This is a genomic window from Gordonia sp. NPDC003429, assembly GCF_053588575.1.
The window spans coordinates 244,276-260,233 of record NZ_JBSFQF010000004.1 but is presented as its reverse complement, the minus strand read 5'-3'; the positions used below and the strand labels follow the sequence as shown (position 1 = coordinate 260,233).

14 protein-coding genes are annotated in these 15,958 nt (G+C 67.5%); 8 read left to right on the top strand and 6 right to left on the bottom strand.

Annotated elements, in window-relative coordinates; all coding sequences use genetic code 11:
* Positions 1-82: 82 nt before the first annotated feature.
* A complete protein-coding gene (locus ACWDSI_RS07845; protein ID WP_449745348.1) occupies positions 83-1,942 on the bottom strand; it encodes an MFS transporter in 1,860 nt (619 codons plus the stop codon).
* 16 nt (positions 1,943-1,958) lie between these two features.
* On the bottom strand, positions 1,959-2,504 hold the full coding sequence (locus tag ACWDSI_RS07840; protein ID WP_449756197.1) for a MarR family winged helix-turn-helix transcriptional regulator: 546 nt from the start codon (positions 2,502-2,504) through the stop codon (positions 1,959-1,961).
* A gap of 106 nt (positions 2,505-2,610) precedes the next feature.
* Between ACWDSI_RS07840 and ACWDSI_RS07835 the strand changes: the two genes are divergently transcribed.
* From ACWDSI_RS07835 to ACWDSI_RS07820, 4 genes are all read left to right on the top strand, one after another.
* Positions 2,611-2,880: a GlsB/YeaQ/YmgE family stress response membrane protein gene (locus ACWDSI_RS07835; protein WP_449745346.1), complete on the top strand. Its 270-nt coding sequence runs from the start codon at positions 2,611-2,613 to the stop codon at positions 2,878-2,880.
* 133 nt (positions 2,881-3,013) lie between these two features.
* Positions 3,014-3,667, top strand: coding sequence for an SDR family oxidoreductase (locus ACWDSI_RS07830; RefSeq protein WP_449745345.1), 654 nt, complete (start codon positions 3,014-3,016; stop codon positions 3,665-3,667).
* Positions 3,668-3,685: 18 nt separating this feature from the next.
* On the top strand, positions 3,686-5,068 hold the full coding sequence (locus ACWDSI_RS07825; RefSeq protein ID WP_449745344.1) for an FAD-binding oxidoreductase: 1,383 nt from the start codon (positions 3,686-3,688) through the stop codon (positions 5,066-5,068).
* Positions 5,069-5,247: 179 nt separating this feature from the next.
* Complete coding sequence (locus ACWDSI_RS07820; protein ID WP_449756196.1) at positions 5,248-6,279, top strand: esterase/lipase family protein; 1,032 nt, start codon at positions 5,248-5,250, stop codon at positions 6,277-6,279.
* 54 nt (positions 6,280-6,333) lie between these two features.
* Here ACWDSI_RS07820 and ACWDSI_RS07815 read toward each other — a convergent pair whose 3' ends face one another.
* The gene (locus tag ACWDSI_RS07815) at positions 6,334-6,951 is read right to left on the bottom strand and encodes an isochorismatase family cysteine hydrolase (protein WP_449756195.1); all 618 of its coding nucleotides are present in this window, start codon (positions 6,949-6,951) and stop codon (positions 6,334-6,336) included.
* Positions 6,952-7,078: 127 nt separating this feature from the next.
* Between ACWDSI_RS07815 and malQ the strand changes: the two genes are divergently transcribed.
* Positions 7,079-9,226 carry a 4-alpha-glucanotransferase gene (gene malQ, locus ACWDSI_RS07810; protein WP_449756194.1) on the top strand — a complete coding sequence of 716 codons (2,148 nt, stop codon included), beginning with the start codon at positions 7,079-7,081 and terminating at the stop codon, positions 9,224-9,226.
* Positions 9,227-9,231: 5 nt separating this feature from the next.
* Here the strand turns inward: malQ and ACWDSI_RS07805 are convergent, their stop codons facing one another.
* On the bottom strand, positions 9,232-10,473 hold the full coding sequence (locus tag ACWDSI_RS07805) for an MFS transporter (RefSeq protein ID WP_449756193.1): 1,242 nt from the start codon (positions 10,471-10,473) through the stop codon (positions 9,232-9,234).
* A gap of 93 nt (positions 10,474-10,566) precedes the next feature.
* On the opposite strand from ACWDSI_RS07805, the gene ACWDSI_RS07800 reads away from it, so the two are divergent.
* Positions 10,567-11,772, top strand: a complete 1,206-nt coding sequence (locus ACWDSI_RS07800; protein ID WP_449756192.1) for an ATP-grasp domain-containing protein — start codon at positions 10,567-10,569, stop codon at positions 11,770-11,772.
* Between the two features lie 97 nt (positions 11,773-11,869).
* Positions 11,870-13,351: a flavin-containing monooxygenase gene (locus tag ACWDSI_RS07795; protein ID WP_449756191.1), complete on the top strand. Its 1,482-nt coding sequence runs from the start codon at positions 11,870-11,872 to the stop codon at positions 13,349-13,351.
* A gap of 75 nt (positions 13,352-13,426) precedes the next feature.
* Here the strand turns inward: ACWDSI_RS07795 and ACWDSI_RS07790 are convergent, their stop codons facing one another.
* Positions 13,427-14,074, bottom strand: a complete 648-nt coding sequence (locus tag ACWDSI_RS07790; protein WP_449745337.1) for a DUF1345 domain-containing protein — start codon at positions 14,072-14,074, stop codon at positions 13,427-13,429.
* Positions 14,075-14,116: 42 nt separating this feature from the next.
* Between ACWDSI_RS07790 and ACWDSI_RS07785 the strand changes: the two genes are divergently transcribed.
* Positions 14,117-15,127: a zinc-binding alcohol dehydrogenase family protein gene (locus ACWDSI_RS07785; RefSeq protein ID WP_449756190.1), complete on the top strand. Its 1,011-nt coding sequence runs from the start codon at positions 14,117-14,119 to the stop codon at positions 15,125-15,127.
* 36 nt (positions 15,128-15,163) lie between these two features.
* Here ACWDSI_RS07785 and ACWDSI_RS07780 read toward each other — a convergent pair whose 3' ends face one another.
* Positions 15,164-15,958, bottom strand: a complete 795-nt coding sequence (locus tag ACWDSI_RS07780) for an SOS response-associated peptidase (RefSeq protein ID WP_449756189.1) — start codon at positions 15,956-15,958, stop codon at positions 15,164-15,166.

The window sequence follows — 15,958 nt, the reverse complement described above, 5'->3', positions numbered from 1 at the left end:
ACGTAACGCATCGGGGGTTCGACGGACCCGGCACGAACCCCGGGGGCCCCGATGTACCGGCGACAACTTTACGCGGGCCCGGTCAGGTGCGTCGCGACGATTCGGGCGACACCAACTCGGCCGGCACCTCACCGACGTCGGCGGCGACCGCTGCCAGTTCCTCGCCCAGCGACTCTGCCGGCCGAGTGCCGGTGCCGGCCTGATCGCGACCGCTCTGCTCGCCCGTGGTGTCGTCGATCGACGTTTCCACCATCGGCCGTTGCGGCCCTCCGGTGAAGAGGGAGGCGATGGCCCCGAGCACGCAGCAGATCAGTGCGAAGGTGAACGCTGCGGTGAGGCCGTCGGAGAACGGGTCGCTGATCAGGTGCGGGAAGAACTCCAGGCCGGTGAGGTGCTCGACGCTGGCCTGCGGCAGGCCCTGCAGCGCCGGACCGGCGACCATCTGGATCGGGTTGTAGCCCAGGAACGCGGCGAACAGGATGCCGACGGTCGGGATGTGTGAGATCTCGCTCGCCGCTGCCGAGGGCATACCGTTCGCGGTGAGGCCGCTGTACATCGCCGTGGGCAGGTGCTGGCTGAGGCCCGCGATCATCAGCGAGAAGAACAGGCCGATCGAGAGCACCATCGCGGCGTTCTGGAACGTCGTCATCATGCCGGCGCCCGAACCGCGCGACGTGATCGGCAGGCTGTTCATCACCTCGGCGCGGTTCGGTGATGCGAACAGACCCATGCCGATGCCGTTGATGAGCAGGATCAGCGCGAACACCCAGTAGGTGAAGTCCACCGGGATGGCGATCAGTGCGGCGAAGGTGCCCGCCGTGATGAGCATGCCCATCGTGGTGAACCACTTGGTGCCCAGCTTGTCGCTCAGCGCTCCCGACAACGGTGCGCTCAGCAGGAAGCCGATGGTCATCGGCACCATGTAGATGCCCGCCCACAGTGGGGTCCGGGAGTAGTCGTAGCCGTGCTGGGGCAACCAGATGCCCTGCAGCCAGATGATCAACAGGAACTGGAGCCCGCCCCGACCGATCGACGCCATGAGGTTGGCGAGATTGCCGAACGCGAACGACCGGTTGCGGAACAGCGACAGCTCGAAGAGCGGGCTGTCGACCCTGGCTTCGATGACGACGAAGATCGCCAGCACGAGTGCGCCGCCGATGAGTCCGGCGAGCACCCATGGATTGGTCCAGCCCATGTTCGACGTGCCGTAGGGCTGGATGCCGTAGGTGATCGCCACGAGAATCGCGACCAATCCGACCGCGAAGGTGAGATTGCCCCACCAGTCCATCTTCGCGTGCTTGCGGACACCGGTGTCGCGCAGCTTCAGGTACGCCCAGATGGTGCCGATGACTCCGAAGGGCACCGACACCAGAAAGATGTAGTGCCACTGGATGGGTGCGAGCACACCACCGATCAGCAGACCGAGGAACGAGCCGGCGATGGCGGCCACGCCGTTGATGCCCATGGCCAGGCCGCGCTGGTTGGCCGGGAACGCGTCGGTGAGGATGGCCGACGAGTTGGCCATCAGGAACGCGCCGCCGACGCCCTGGATGACGCGCCAGAAGATGAGCCAGATGGCTGCTTCGCTTCCGTCGAACCAGGTGATCGCCAGAAAGATCGACGAGATCGTGAAGATCAGGAACCCCATGTTGTACATGCGTGCGCGGCCGAACATGTCGCCGAGACGACCGAAACTCACCACCAGGACGGCGGTGACCACGAGGAAGCCCATCATCATCCACAGCAGGTAGCTGGTGTTCTCCGGCTCGAGGGGGTTGAGATGGATGCCCTTGAAGATGTCGGGTAGTGCGATCAACACGATCGACGAGTTGATCGTGGCGATCAGCATGCCGAGCGTGGTGTTCGACAGGGCGATCCACTTGTAGTGCGGATCGTGTGCGGGTGTGCCGGCGGTGGAGGCCGGTGCGGCGCTGGCAGTCATCGGTGTCCTCGTGTGCCTATCGGGGGTCGGTGGTGGACGGGGTGCGGACGGTTCGCTCGCAGACGGTGTCCGACAATGCGTCGGCCAGTGTCTCGACGGAGCGCACCACCTCCTCCTGCTCGGCCGCGTCGAGCCTGCCGATCGCGGCGGCGAGCAGTTGCGCCTTTGCCGACCGGGCATTCCGGATGAGTTCGGTCCCGGCGTCGGTGGCCACGAGCAAACGCGCGCGACCGTCCTCGGGATCGGGCGTGCGCGCCACGAGTCCCTGTTGTTCGAGCCCCGCGACGATGCGGGACATGGTCGGCATCGTCACCGATTCACGTTCTGCCAGTTCGGAAAGCCGCAGCGGTCCGTGGCCGATCACCGACCACAGCGCCGACGCGACGCCCGCGCTGAGGTTGCCGGTACCGCTGGTGCGCAGCGAGCGGGTGATGCGCACGAGGTGATGGTGCAGCGCAGCCACGTCGGTGGTGTCGGTTCCGATGGTGGCGGCTCCGGCGGTGTCACTGGAAACACTGGGCATGGGTGACCGGCTCTCGGTGATGAAGGGGTGAACGACCACCCAAATATAGTTGCTTGATGCTAAGTAATCGAACCGTAAAGACTGCCGCGGCGGTCCGTCTGCGGGGTAACCTCGGTGCACCACGACGACATTCTGGGAGGCAGAAATGCTCGCACTCGGCTTTTTCGGCTGGATCATCATCGGCGGTCTCGCGGGGTGGATCGCGAGCAAGATCCTCAAGACCGACGATCAGATGGGCATCCTGCTCAACATCGTCGTCGGTATCGTCGGCGGCCTGGTGGGCGGCTGGATTCTGAAGCTGTTCGGCGTCGACGTGTCCGGCGGCGGCCTGATCTTCAGCTTCCTCACCTGCCTCGCGGGCGCCTGCCTGCTGCTGTGGATCGTGGGAATGATCCGCGGCCGATCCAAGGTGTGACGCGGTCCCGGCGTCAGGAACAGGACCGTCAGGAACAGGGCCGTCAGGAACAGGGCCGTCGGGAACAGGGCCGTCGGGAACAGGTCGGTACGTTGGAAAGCGAACCGACTCTCACCGACGGAACGAGAACATCATGACGCAGGTCATCATCATCGGCGGACACGGCAAGGTGGCATTGCGGCTGGCCAGGATTCTGGCCGACCGCGGTGACAAGGTCACCTCGGTGATCCGTTCGGAAGCACAGTCCGACGATGTCACCGCGGCAGGGGCCACCCCGTTGGTGGCCGACGTCGAGAAACTCGATGTGGCCGGCCTGGCATCGGTACTCGCCGGCCAAGAGGCGGTGGTGTGGTCGGCAGGCGCCGGTGGGGGCGAGGCATCGCGCACCTACGCAGTCGACCGCGACGCGGCCATCCGTTCCATGGACGCCGCGCAATCGGCGGGTGTGCGCCGGTACATCATGGTCTCCTACTTCGGCGCGGGCCCCGACCACGGTGTGCCAGAAGATGATCCCTTTTATGCCTACGCCGAGTCCAAGGCGCAGGCCGACGAATACCTCAAGGGCACCGATCTCGACTGGACGATCCTGGGACCCAGCCGGCTCACCGACGACCCGGGCACCGGACGAATTGACGTGACGCACAAGGGAACCTGGACCAAGGGCAGTGCCAGTCGCGACAATGTGGCACAGGTCGCGGCCGCGGTCATCGCAGAGCCGTCGACAACCGGGATGTTCATCGAGTTCAACGACGGCGACCTGCCGATCGACGAGGCGATCACGCCCTGATCGGGGGACAATCGGGCGGTGCACGCCTCTGATGCTTCCGTCCTTGATTCACTCCGAGAGATCGTCGGTGATTCGCACGTCCTCACCGATCCCGACGCGATGGCGGGTTTCCTGACCGACTGGACCGGACGCTGGACGGGCACCGCGCTGGCCGTGCTGCGTCCGCGCACCACCGAGGAGGTGGCCCGCGTGGTCGGGGTCTGTGCGGCGGCCGGGGTCGCCATCTGCCCGCAGGGGGGCAACACCGGACTGGTGGGCGGGTCGGTGCCGCCGAGTGACAGCAGCGGGCCGCTGGTGGTGCTGAGCACCACCCGGATGACCGACATCGGGGACATCGACACCGTGGGCCGGTGCGTCGGGGTCCAGGCCGGGGTCACGATCGAGGCGCTCGATGCGACCGCGGCGCAGGCCGGGCTGGCCTTCGGCGTCGACCTCGCCTCGCGCGCCTCGGCCACCGCCGGCGGCGTGGTGTCGACGAACGCGGGCGGGGTGCGGATGATCCGGCACGGCAATACGCGCGCCCAGGTCCTGGGCATCGAGGCCGTGCGCGCCGACGGTGCGATCCTCCGGCGATGGAAGTCGTTGGTGAAGGACAACATCGGCTACGACATCCCCGGTCTGCTGACCGGCAGCGAGGGCACCCTGGCGATCGTCACCGCGGTCCTGTTCCGGTTGGTGCCGGTCCTGGGCGACACCGTGGTGCTGGTTGCGGCCGTGGATCGGGTGGCCGGCGCCATCGAGCTGATCGGGGCCGCACAGGAACGCGGGCTGACCGTCGAGGCGGCCGAGATCATGACCCAGGACGGTGTGGACCTCGTGCGCGAGCACGGGGCCCGCAGTCCGGTGGCCACACCGGCACCCTTCTACGCACTGATCGAGCTATCCGGGCCCGAGGCTCTCGAGGAAACCGTCGTGGAGATCCTGGAGAACTGCGATCGCGTCGTGGACGCTGTACTCGAGGCCGGACCTGCGCGCGCGCTGTGGCAGGTGCGGGAGAGCCACACCGAATCGATCGCGCGTTCCTCGGCCACACCGGTGGTCAAACTCGACATCTCGGTACCGCTGCGGGAACTGCCCGCGGCCTTCGATGAACTCGCATCGATCGCCTCCCGGGTAGATCACCCGTGCCGCCCGATCCTCTTCGGCCACATCGGCGACGGCAACATCCACGTCAATCTGCTCGACGTGCCGGAGTCCGCGGTGCAGTCGGTGACGACCACCGTGTTCGAGATCGTCACCGCCCGCGGTGGCAGCCTCAGCGCGGAACACGGGATCGGGCGCGCGAAGGCGGCGTGGGTCGGCCTGGGTCGTTCGGACGTCGACCTCGACACCATGCGCATGATCAAGGATGCCCTCGATCCGGCCGGACTGCTCAACCCCGGCGTGCTGTTCGGTCCCTGAGTGCTGTAGCCCTGAACGATTCGCCGACACCGAGGTGTTCGGGGACACACGGCACCGGGAACGAGAGGGCGGCCATCGCCACGCGATCGCCACGATCGCGACGCATCGTTGGTCGTCGTCGCGGGGAACGGGCATAGGCTCATCGCGATCGATACGTCAGCCACGATGCGGGGAGCGACATGGCATTTCGGAAGTTCTGGAGAACGCGGACATTGTTGGCGCACAACACCTCTGCGCAGCGTGCGCGCATGCGGTCGGCGGCGGTGTTGGGTGGCGCCGCTCTCGCCACGCTGGCCCTGTGCGCACCGCCCGCGCATGCGGCATTCGTCAGCGTCTCGCGTGATCCGGTGGGGTCGGGCCCCACCGCGAGCACCTTCCGATCGGCGGCGGCGTATCCGCATCCGGAGGCGAATCCGCCCGGCGCCAACGCGTGGGGATGCCGGCCCACCGCCGCCCATCCGAATCCGGTGGTCCTGGTGCACGGGACGTGGGAGTCGGCATATCAGACCTGGGCAGGCCTCGCGCCGAAGCTGGCCGCGCTCGGATTCTGTGTGTTCGCACCGAATGTGGGCATTCTCCCCGCCGACGCGGGTGGGGGAGTACCGGCGGCGCAGAACGGCGGCGAATACGGCGCCGGTCCGGTCGACGAGAGCGCCGCCCAACTCGCCGCCTTCGTGGCGCGGGTCCGCGCGGCCACGCACGCGGACAAGGTCGACCTCATCGGTCATTCCCAGGGCGGGGTCATCGCCCGGGACTATCTCCGGTTTCACGGTGGTGTCGGTCGGGTGGCGCGGGTGGTCACCATGGTCGCGACCAATCACGGCACCACGTTCGACGGTCTGGTGAACATGCAGCAGTGGGCGCGGTCGGTGGGGATCGACGTCGGACCCGAGGTGATGGTGGCCGCCGGGGCGGCCGGTGCCGATCAAGAGGTCGGCTCGAAGTTCATCACCACGCTGAACCGTGGCGGCGACACCGAGCCGGGAATCGCCTACACCGCGCTTGCCAGTCGCTATGACGAGATCACCACGCCCTACACGTCGACCTTCCTCGCCGCGGGGCCCGGGGCGACGGTACACAACGTCGTCATCCAGGACGGGTGCACCGGCGACCACACCGACCACACCGATTTCACGTATTCGCCACGCGCCCAGTCCCTGGCGATGCACGCCCTCGATCCGGCCGTTCCGATTCGCTGTGTCGCGCGCTGAACCGCGCAATGATCACCGCGCAATGATCACCGCGCAATGATCACCGCGCAATGATCACAGTGCGGCGAGCACCTCGGCGGACTCGACCGGCCGGGAGAACATCGGATAGTCGAAGGAGATCGCGTTGTCGTGCTCGGCCGTCGAGGTCGCCGCGGTGCAGTCGGTCAGCGTGATCACGCGGTAGCCGTTCTCGTAACCCGACCGCATCGTCGACTCGACACAGCAGTTGGTGAGGAAGCCGCCGAGGATGATGGTGTCGATTCCCTTGCTGCGCAGGATGAAATCGAGGTTGGTGCTGGCAAACGTGTCCAGTCCGCGCTTTCCCTCGATGAGGATGTCGCCGTCGGCAGGCCGCAGATCGTCCACGATGTCGGCGCCCCAGGAACCCTTGACGAACGCGTTACCGTCGACGACTCCCTTGAGGATGCCGTAGGGGTGGCGGGTGAGCTCGCCGTATCCGGGGGCGAAGGTGATGGGTGCGTGCATGATCGTCACACCGGCCGCGCGGGCCTTGTCCACCAGCGTCACCGTGTTGGCAAGCATGCCGGTGGCCGCCATCACCTCGGCGACCGCCGGATGCAGAACGCCGCCCTCGGTGGCGAACTCGTTCTGGTACTCGATCAGCACGAGTGCGGTCCGCGAGGGATCGAGGGAGAGGGTGTCGTCGGTCATCGGTACCTCCCGATACGAGAATGGTGATGCGGGTCACATTGATTCAACTGCCTGTCCGGCGGGGGCGCAAGCACGGGTCGGCGGTCACGGGCGCGCGGCCCGCTCCGATCGGTGAGACGATGCTGACGTGACGACCGACGTGAGCGAAGGGCTCGCCGAACTCGCCCGGCGATGCGGAGTGACCACCGGATACACCGGCTGGGACGAGAATTACCACGCGGTGAGTCGGGAGACACTTGTCAGCGTCCTCGACTCGCTGGGCATCGCCGCCTCAACCGACGCCGAGGTGGAACAGTCGTTGCTCGACCTCGACGACGCACCGTGGCGCAGATTTCTCCCCCCGGTCACGGTGGTGACGGAGGGCACCGGCGCGGTTGTGGAAATCCATGTGCCGCACGGTGATCCGGTCGCGGTGTGTATCCGCACCGAAGCCGGCGAGATCGTCACCCCGCATCAGCTCGACATCTGGGTTGCGCCCCGCGTCGTCGACGACGTGCTGACCGGACGGGCCAGCTTCGCGGTTCCCGACGACCTCCCGTACGGGTATCACGAGATCATCGCGGTCAACCCGGCCCGCGACCTGCAGGCCCAGGCCCCGCTGATCGTCACCCCGCGCCGCCTGTCCACCGCCGACGAGTTGCTGGGCGCCCAGCGGTGGGGACTGGCGATCCAGTTGTACTCGGTGCGTTCGGCCGGCTCCTGGGGCGTCGGCGACTTCGCCGACCTCGCCGACATCTGCGAGGTGGCGGCGAGCACCTACGGAGCCGACTTCGTCCAGGTGAATCCGCTGCACGCGTCGGTGCCGCGCGCGCCGATCGAGGCGTCGCCGTATCTGCCGATCACGCGGCGTTTCGTCAACCCGCTCTACATCCGCGTGGCGAACGTCCCCGAGTTCGACGATCTCCCCAAGCAGCAACGAAAGGCGTTGCGCGGGTTGGAGAAGGCGTTCTTCGCCGACAATCTGGATGCCGAACGGATCAAACGCAACAAGTCCTACCGGGCCAAACTCGATGTGCTCGAGCTGGTTCATCAGGTCCCGCGCAGTGCTGCCCGGGCCGACGCCTATCGGACGTTCCGCAAGCGTGAGGGTCGCGGATTGCGCGATTTCGCGACGTGGTGCGCACTGGCCGAGCGTTATGAACCCGATGACCCGCGGTGGTCGACCAAGTTGCTGGACAAGCATGTGATCAAACGCAAACGTCGCAAACTCGCCGACCGCGTCGAGTTCTACATGTGGCTGCAGTGGATCTGCGACGAGCAACTCGCCGCCGCTCAGCACGCCGCCCGCTCGGCGGGCATGAGCATCGGGGTGGTCGCCGATCTCGCCGTGGGGGTGGCACGCCACAGTGCCGACGCCTGGATGCTCGGCGACGTCCTCGCGCGCGGGGCCACCGTCGGCGCCCCACCCGACGGCTTCAACCAGCAGGGGCAGGGCTGGGATCAGCCGCCCTGGCATCCCGGTCGCCTCGCCGAGGCCGGTTATGCGCCCTACCGCGACATGCTGCGGACCGTGCTCCGCCACGCCGGCGGGCTGCGCGTGGACCATATCCTCGGGCTCTTCCGGCTCTGGTGGATCCCGGACGGCAAGACGCCCGCCGACGGCACCTATGTCCACTACGACCACGACGCGCTACTCGGCATCCTCGCTCTCGAGGCGCAGCGGGCCGGGGCGGTGGTGATCGGCGAGGATCTCGGTGTGTTCGAGCCGACGGTGCAGCGGAGCCTGGCCGAGCGCGGCATCCTCGGGACGTCGATCCTCTGGTTCGAACACGGGCCCTACGCCCCGATCCCGCCCGAGGAGTACCGCGAGTTGTGTCTCACCTCGGTGACCACCCACGACCTTCCGCCCACGGTGGGTTACCTCGCCGGTGACCACATCGACCTGCAGTCGCGGTTGGGTTTGCTCGAGGCCGACGAGGACACCGAGCGTGCACGCGACGCCCGCAATCGCAACGCCATCGTCGCCATGGCGACCGACCGTCATCTGTTACCCGACGGGGTGGAGCCGACCGATCCGCGTACCGTCGAATCGCTCTATCAGCTCATTGCGGCAAGCCCGTCGGTGCTGCTCAGCGTGGCGCTGGTCGACGCGGTGGGCGAACGCCGGATCCAGAATCAGCCGGGCACCAACGCCGACCAGTACCCCAACTGGAGCATCCCGCTGGCCGATGCCGACGGAAAGGCGGTGCTCGTGGAGGATCTCGCGAGCAACCAGCGCTTCACCTCGCTCGTGGACGCGCTGCACGCCGCCGGGGTGGGCGCCGACAACTCCTGAGCGGTTCAGGCGCCGTCGGGGGACTCCGCCTGCGTACTGCGACGGCGAGTCGCCATCACGGTCAATGCCAGCGCGATCAGCGCCAGCACACCGACGGCGATGTTGAACACCACTCCGGAGGTGCGTAGCCCCCAGTGTGCGGCGGCGATGCCCTCACCGACGATGGGCAGCGAGATCGCGACGTAGGCGACGACGAAGTAGGTGGAGGTCACCTCGGCGCGCCGCTGCGGCGGGCTCGCGGCCACGATCGACGCGAGTCCCTTGCTGAACGAGAGTCCTTGTCCGACGCCGCTGACGATGGCGCCGGCCACCAGCAGCCACAGCGCGGCGGCGAGCAACCCGGCAACCAGCAGCGCCATGCCCGCGGTCAGCACGGCACACCCGGCGATCAGTGCCCGGTCGGTCGGCATCTGCCGCCCGAGAACCTGGGCGGTCGCCGACGCGCCGAAGAGGAGGAACACGAGAACGCCGGTGACCGCGTGGTTGTCGATGTGCAGCACGTGCGCGACGAACGAGGGCGTGACCCCGGTGAACGTGCCCATCACGGCGAAACCGGCGAACGCCGCGATCGCGCCGCGGACGAACACCTCACGGATCTCCGGCGGCACCGACAGTCGCTGGATCGACAGTCGGGCGCCGGTCGGCCGGGTGCCCGACTCGGTGATGAGCAGAATCCCGGCGAAGATGATCGCGAGCAGCGCCAGGTCGACCACGAACGGTAGGCGTAGCGGGGCGGGCGCGTACTGGGCGAGAAGTCCGGCCACCGGAGGGCCGAGACCGAGGCCACCGATGTTGGCGGCGGTGGCGATGGCCGGTGCGCGGTGTCGCCAGTCCGGCGGCGCGAACTCGATCACCGCGGCGGTGGCCGCACCCGCATAGATGCCCGCCGACAGCCCCGACAGCACGCGCCCGATCATCAGTTGCCATACCGGTCCCGCGGTCAGGAAGACCACCGCACTCGCCATCGACAGCACCGCCCCCGCGATCAGGAGGGGGCGCCGGCCGAGCACGTCGGACCATCGTCCGAAGCAGATCAGCGCGACGATCACGCCCGCGGCGTAGACCGCGAAGATCACCGTGGTGGTGGTGACCCCGAAGTCGAGTCGGGCCGCGTAGATCGAGTACAGCGGGGTGGGCAGGGTGGTGCCCATCATCACCACCGCGAACGCGGCCACCGCGGCCGCGAAGGACCGGCCGGCCGAGGTGTCGGGACCGCTTCCGGTCGCAGCGGTGTCTTTGGCCGTCATGATGTGGGTCAGCGTGCCATGGCTGCGTGGTATTCCGTGCCGTTGTCACGGTGCCCCACCCGTGGTTCGGGCAAATCAGATTATTCTGAGCCGATGTCCGACACCTCTCCCGTGGTCCTGGCCACCACTTCACGCATGCCGTTCGCGGTCGACGAAATCCACAAGCTCGGTGTCACCGGACGCACCGTGATCGCGTCGGACACGTTCCGGGCGGCCCCGGGTAGCCATTCCCGCGGTGCCGCCAAGCACGTCACCGTGCCGGCGCCCACGCAGGAGACCGAGGCGTTCATCGACGCCGTCATCGACATCATCGACACCGACAAGGTCAACTGGCTCCTGCCGATGTTCGAGGAGGTGTTCTACCTCGCCTACCACCGGGACCGCCTCACCGCCGGCCACGACGACCTCGAGCTGTTCTTCCCGCCCTTCGATGTGCTCAGGCAGGTACACGACAAGGTCACCTTTGCCGAGTTGTGTCGCACACTGGGGCTGCCGGTGGCCGAATCGATCACCGCGACCACCCAGGACGAGCTGCGCGCCGCCACCGAGCACTGGGACCATTGGTTCGCGCGGGCGGCCTTCGGGCGCGGCGGGCTCGACATCATCACCAACACCGGCCCGCTGGCCGGCGAGAGCAGCGTCGACGACATCCATCCGTCGGCCGATGATCCGTGGATGGTGCAGGAATACCTCACCGGCGTCGACAGGTGCAGCTGGAGCGTGGTGCATCACGGCGAGGTGGTGCTGCACTCCTGCTACGAGCATCCGCTGAGCATCGACGGCCGCGGCGGCATCGTGTTCGAATCGGTGGACTCGCCGGAGTCGCTGCACGCAGCGCAGACGATCGCGCGCGAACTCAACTGGCACGGCCAGCTCAGTTTCGACTTCCTGATGACCGACGACGGGGTGCACCACATGGTGGAGTGCAACCCGCGACCCACCGCGGGATGCACTCTCGCGACGGCCGAGGAGTTCGATACGGCGTTGTTCAACCCGTCGGTGTCCGGTTCCTCCGGGCTGGTCGTCGTGCCGCCGGGCCGCAAGAAGATGATCAAGGCGGCCATCGTGCGCGACGCGCTGATGCACCCCTCACATCTGCACGACGACCTCGCCGCGGCCAAGGGCGGCCAGGGCGTCTACGACCAGCGCAAGGATCACCTGCCGCTGCTCTACTCGGCCCTCTCGCTGCAGCATGTCCTCGCTTACCGCAAACAGCTCGGCATCAACCGGGAAAAGGGCGAGCAACTCGTCGCCACCCAGTTCTTCGACGTGCTCTACGACGGGTCGGCGATCAGCTGAGGGCCGTCCGGCGATTGCCGCGGCTCTGTGAGCTGCATTACTGTGAGCTGCATTACTGTGAGTGTCGGTAACGGCAATTCTCCGGGAGGTGGGCCCGATGCAACCCGACCACGACGTGGTGATCGTCGGCGCCGGCTTCGGCGGAATGGGCGCGGCGATCGAGTTCAAGAGGCTGGGCATCGACTCGATCGCGATCCTCGAGCGTGAGGACGACCTCGGGGGCACGTGGCATGTGAACCACTACCCGGGCCTCGCCGTCGACATCGCCTCGGTGACGTACTCCTATTCGTTCGAACCCAACCCCAACTGGTCGAGACTGTTCGCGCCCGGTCCCGAACTCAAACGTTATGCGTGTCATGTCGCCGAGAGGTACGACCTCAAACGGCACATGGAGTTCGGCACCGCCGTCGAGGCCGCTGAATGGCGCGAGGACGACCGGATGTGGGTGGTTCGCACGGCCGACGGGTCCATCCGCACCTGCCGCTACTTCGTCACCGCGACCGGGTTTCTCTCCCAGCCGCACATGCCCGACTTCGACGGGCTGGGCGCTTTCGCCGGCACGATCCTGCACACCGCCAAGTGGGAGGACGGCTTCGATTTCACCGGTCGCCGCGTGGCCGTGATCGGCACCGGGGCGACGGCGGTGCAGTTGATCCCGGAGGCGGCGACGACCGCCGAACACCTCACGGTGTTCCAGCGCACACCGATCTGGGTGGTGCCCAAGATCGACTTTCCGATCCCGCGCGCCGTGCAGCGACTGTTCGCGCGGGTGCCGCTGACACAGCGCGTGGCGAGACTCGCGAACACCTCGCTGCTGGAGATGCTGATGGTGTTCGGCGTGCTGCGGTTCAAACAGTTCAAGCTCGGCAACAAGGGGGCCGCGCTGCTGTCGAAGGCGCATCTACGGGCACAGGTCCCCGACCGCGCCGTGCGGCGTGCGCTGACCCCCGACTACGACTTCGGCTGCAAACGTCCGACGTTCTCCAACAAGTATTTCCGGGCCTTCGCCAAGCCCCATGTGGCGCTGGAGACCGGGGGCATCGGACACGTCGAACCCGACGCCATCGTGACCGGCGACGGAAAGCGCATCGAGATCGACACCCTGGTGCTCGCGACCGGATTCGACCTGTGGGACACCAACTTCCCCGCGCTCGACATCGTCGGACTCGACGGCAGGGATCTCGGGAAGTGGTGGCGCGAGAACCGTTTTCAGGCGTACGAGGGCATCACCGTGCCGCGGTTCCCGAACTTCCTGTCGCTCAACAGTCCCTACTCCTACAGCGGGCTGTCGTACTTCACCACCATCGAGGGCCAGATGAAGCACATCGGCAGGCTCTTCGGTGAGCTGCGCCGTCGCGGCGCGCGCACCTTCGAGGTCACCGACGAGGCCAACGCCCGTTTCCTCGACGAGGCCACCGAACGTCTGCAGTCGTCGGTGTTCTACCGCGGAGACTGTGCCACCTCACGCAGCTACTATTTCGACCCGCACGGCGAAGCCACCCTGCTGCGGCCGAACTCGACGCTGACCACCCTGCACGAGATGGACACCTTCCCGCTCGACGCCTACGCCTACCGCTGAGGCGGGCGCCCCCCGCTGGTGGTGCCCTCCCGCTGGTGGTGCGCCCTTCCGCTGGTCGAGCTTGTCGAGACCACCTCAGGTCCCGATGTTGGCGGTCAGGTTCACCAGCAGCGCCACGATGACCGTGCCGAACAGGTAGCTCAGCAGTGCGTGGAACACGATCACCCGCCGAAACCGCGACGCGCCGACGTCGGTGTCGGAAATCGCGAAGCTCATCCCCACGGTGATGGCGACGTAGGCGAAATCGCTGTAGCGGGGCGGCTCCTCCTGGTGGAAGTCGATGCCGCCGGTCGGTTCGTCGCCGTAGTACATGCGCGCGTAGTGGGTGGCATACATGGTGTGAATCGACGCCCACGACGCCACCACGCACACCAGGGCGATGAAGATCAGGATGGTGCGATCGCGGTGGGCGAGCACCTCCACCACCCCGACCAGACTCACGAACGCGGCGACCACCACGATCACGAAGGTGCCCACATGGGTGGGTTCCTCCTTCGACGCGTGGGCGTTGGTCTGGGTGTGGTCCATCGGCCACAGGCGCAGCCAGGTCCATGACACGAACAGCCACGCCCCGATGGCCCAGCCGACGAGCACCGCCCCGTGCGGCACGATCAACCCGATCGTCACCCCGCTCGCCACGCCCACCGCGGCGCTGACCGCGAGTCGCAGCAGCGGCGGACCGTCGCCTGCGCGGAAGGGGTGACGGGTGATGTGCGCGGCCATGCGATCAAGTAGACAACGAGGTGCGCGCAATAGAGTGGAGGCATGCGCGCGTGGGCAGTCAACCGACCCGGACCCATCTCGACTCGTCCACTGGATTTCGTGGACAAACCACTGCCGCAACCCGGCACGGGTGAGTTGCTGGTGAAGGTGCGCGCGTGCGGGGTGTGCCGCACGGACCTGCATGTCAGCGAGGGCGATCTGCCCGTGCACCAGCCGGGCGTCACTCCCGGGCACGAGGTGGTGGGGGAGGTGGCCGCGTTCGGCGCCGATGCCGAGGCCGCCGGATTCACGATCGGCGAGCGTGTCGGGGTGGCGTGGCTGCACCACACCGACGGCACGTGTACCTATTGCCGCCGCGGCAACGAGAACCTTTGTCCTGCATCGACATACACCGGCTGGGATGTCGACGGCGGATACGCCGAATACACCACGGTGCCGGCCACGTTCGCCTATCACCTGCCCGAGGAGGTCGACGACGTCACCCTCGCGCCGTTGCTGTGCGCGGGCATCATCGGGTACCGGGCGCTCAAGCGTGCATCGCTGCCGCCCGGCGGACGGCTGGGCCTCTACGGCTTCGGTGGCAGCGCGCATCTGTGCGCCCAACTCGCCATCGCGCAGGGCGCCGAGGTGCACGTGATGACGCGTGGCGAACGCGCGCGTGATCTCGCCCGGTCGCTGGGTGCCGCGTCGGTCGGTGACGCCTACGACGCGCCGCCGGTGCCGCTCGACGCGGCGATCACCTTCGCCCCGGTGGGAGAACTGGTGCCGGTGGCCATGCGCGCCCTCGACCGTGGCGGCATCCTCTCCATCGCCGGCATCCACCTCTCCGACGTCCCGCCACTGAACTATGAGCGGGAACTGTTCTACGAGAAGGAGATCCGGTCGGTGACCGCCAATACCCGCGCCGACGGCCGCGAGTTCCTCGACCTCGCCGCCCGCTATGGCGTGACCGCCACCACTCATGTCTATCCGCTGTCTCGCGCCGACGAGGCACTCGCCGACCTGCAGGCCGGACGATTCGACGGTGCCGCGGTGCTCGTGCCCGACGCGTGATCGGGCGGCGAGCCGAGGGAGCGGCGATGTCGCGGTTCACACCGGTTCGAGCAGCTCCGGACCGTTGTTGGCCACCCGGTTCACCAGCGGTGCGACCTCGCGGATCGCGATCGCCGCAGCCACCTGATCGCTCGGTGGATTGAGCAGGTCGGCGGGGGCGGGATGGTCGGGATCGAGCCAGTCGTCCCAGTTGCCGAACGGCATGATCAGCGGCATGCGGTCGTGCACCTCGCGGAGCTCGCCCACCGCGTCGGTGGTGAGGATGCTGCAGCTCAGCAGGGGAGCGGAGTCGGGCGCCGACCTGTCGTGCCACACCGACCACAGTCCGGCCATGAACAGCCTGGTGCCGTCGCGCGGCGACATGAAGAACGGCACCTTGGTCGGCTTGCCCTTCGCGTCGGGGGGACCCTTCTTCCACTCGTACCAGCCGTCCATCGGTACCAGGCACCGCTTGGACTTCACCGCCGCACGAAACGAACTCTTCTGCGCGGCGGTCTCGGCGCGCGCGTTGAACAGCAGCGGTCCCTTGCCGATCTCCTTGGCCCACGGCGGCACCAGTCCCCACCGCATGGCGCGCACGCGCAGCAGCGGATCGTCGTCGGGATCATCGGGGGCATGCCGTTTGACCACGGTCATCACCGTCGACGTCGGCGCGACGTTGTAGTTGGGTCCGAGCGGTCGCGGGGCCCGTTCGCGCTCAGGGTTCTCGCCCGAATCCGACGTCGTGTCGGCGGATTCCGAGGCGTCGAGCGAGGCGGGCACCTCGTTGACGGCGTCGATCTCCGCCGCGAGTTTCGCCGGATCGGTGGTCACCGCATAGCGTCCGCACAT

Coding starts and splice junctions, on each gene's coding strand:
- ACWDSI_RS07845 (WP_449745348.1), bottom strand. CDS start 1,942: ATGACTGCCAGCGCCGCACCGGCCTCCACCGCCGGCACACCCGCACAC.
- ACWDSI_RS07835 (WP_449745346.1), top strand. CDS start 2,611: ATGCTCGCACTCGGCTTTTTCGGCTGGATCATCATCGGCGGTCTCGCG.
- ACWDSI_RS07830 (WP_449745345.1), top strand. CDS start 3,014: ATGACGCAGGTCATCATCATCGGCGGACACGGCAAGGTGGCATTGCGG.
- ACWDSI_RS07820 (WP_449756196.1), top strand. CDS start 5,248: ATGGCATTTCGGAAGTTCTGGAGAACGCGGACATTGTTGGCGCACAAC.
- ACWDSI_RS07815 (WP_449756195.1), bottom strand. CDS start 6,951: ATGACCGACGACACCCTCTCCCTCGATCCCTCGCGGACCGCACTCGTG.
- ACWDSI_RS07805 (WP_449756193.1), bottom strand. CDS start 10,473: ATGACGGCCAAAGACACCGCTGCGACCGGAAGCGGTCCCGACACCTCG.
- ACWDSI_RS07800 (WP_449756192.1), top strand. CDS start 10,567: ATGTCCGACACCTCTCCCGTGGTCCTGGCCACCACTTCACGCATGCCG.
- ACWDSI_RS07795 (WP_449756191.1), top strand. CDS start 11,870: ATGCAACCCGACCACGACGTGGTGATCGTCGGCGCCGGCTTCGGCGGA.
- ACWDSI_RS07790 (WP_449745337.1), bottom strand. CDS start 14,074: ATGGCCGCGCACATCACCCGTCACCCCTTCCGCGCAGGCGACGGTCCG.
- ACWDSI_RS07785 (WP_449756190.1), top strand. CDS start 14,117: ATGCGCGCGTGGGCAGTCAACCGACCCGGACCCATCTCGACTCGTCCA.
- ACWDSI_RS07780 (WP_449756189.1), bottom strand. CDS start 15,958: ATGTGCGGACGCTATGCGGTGACCACCGATCCGGCGAAACTCGCGGCG.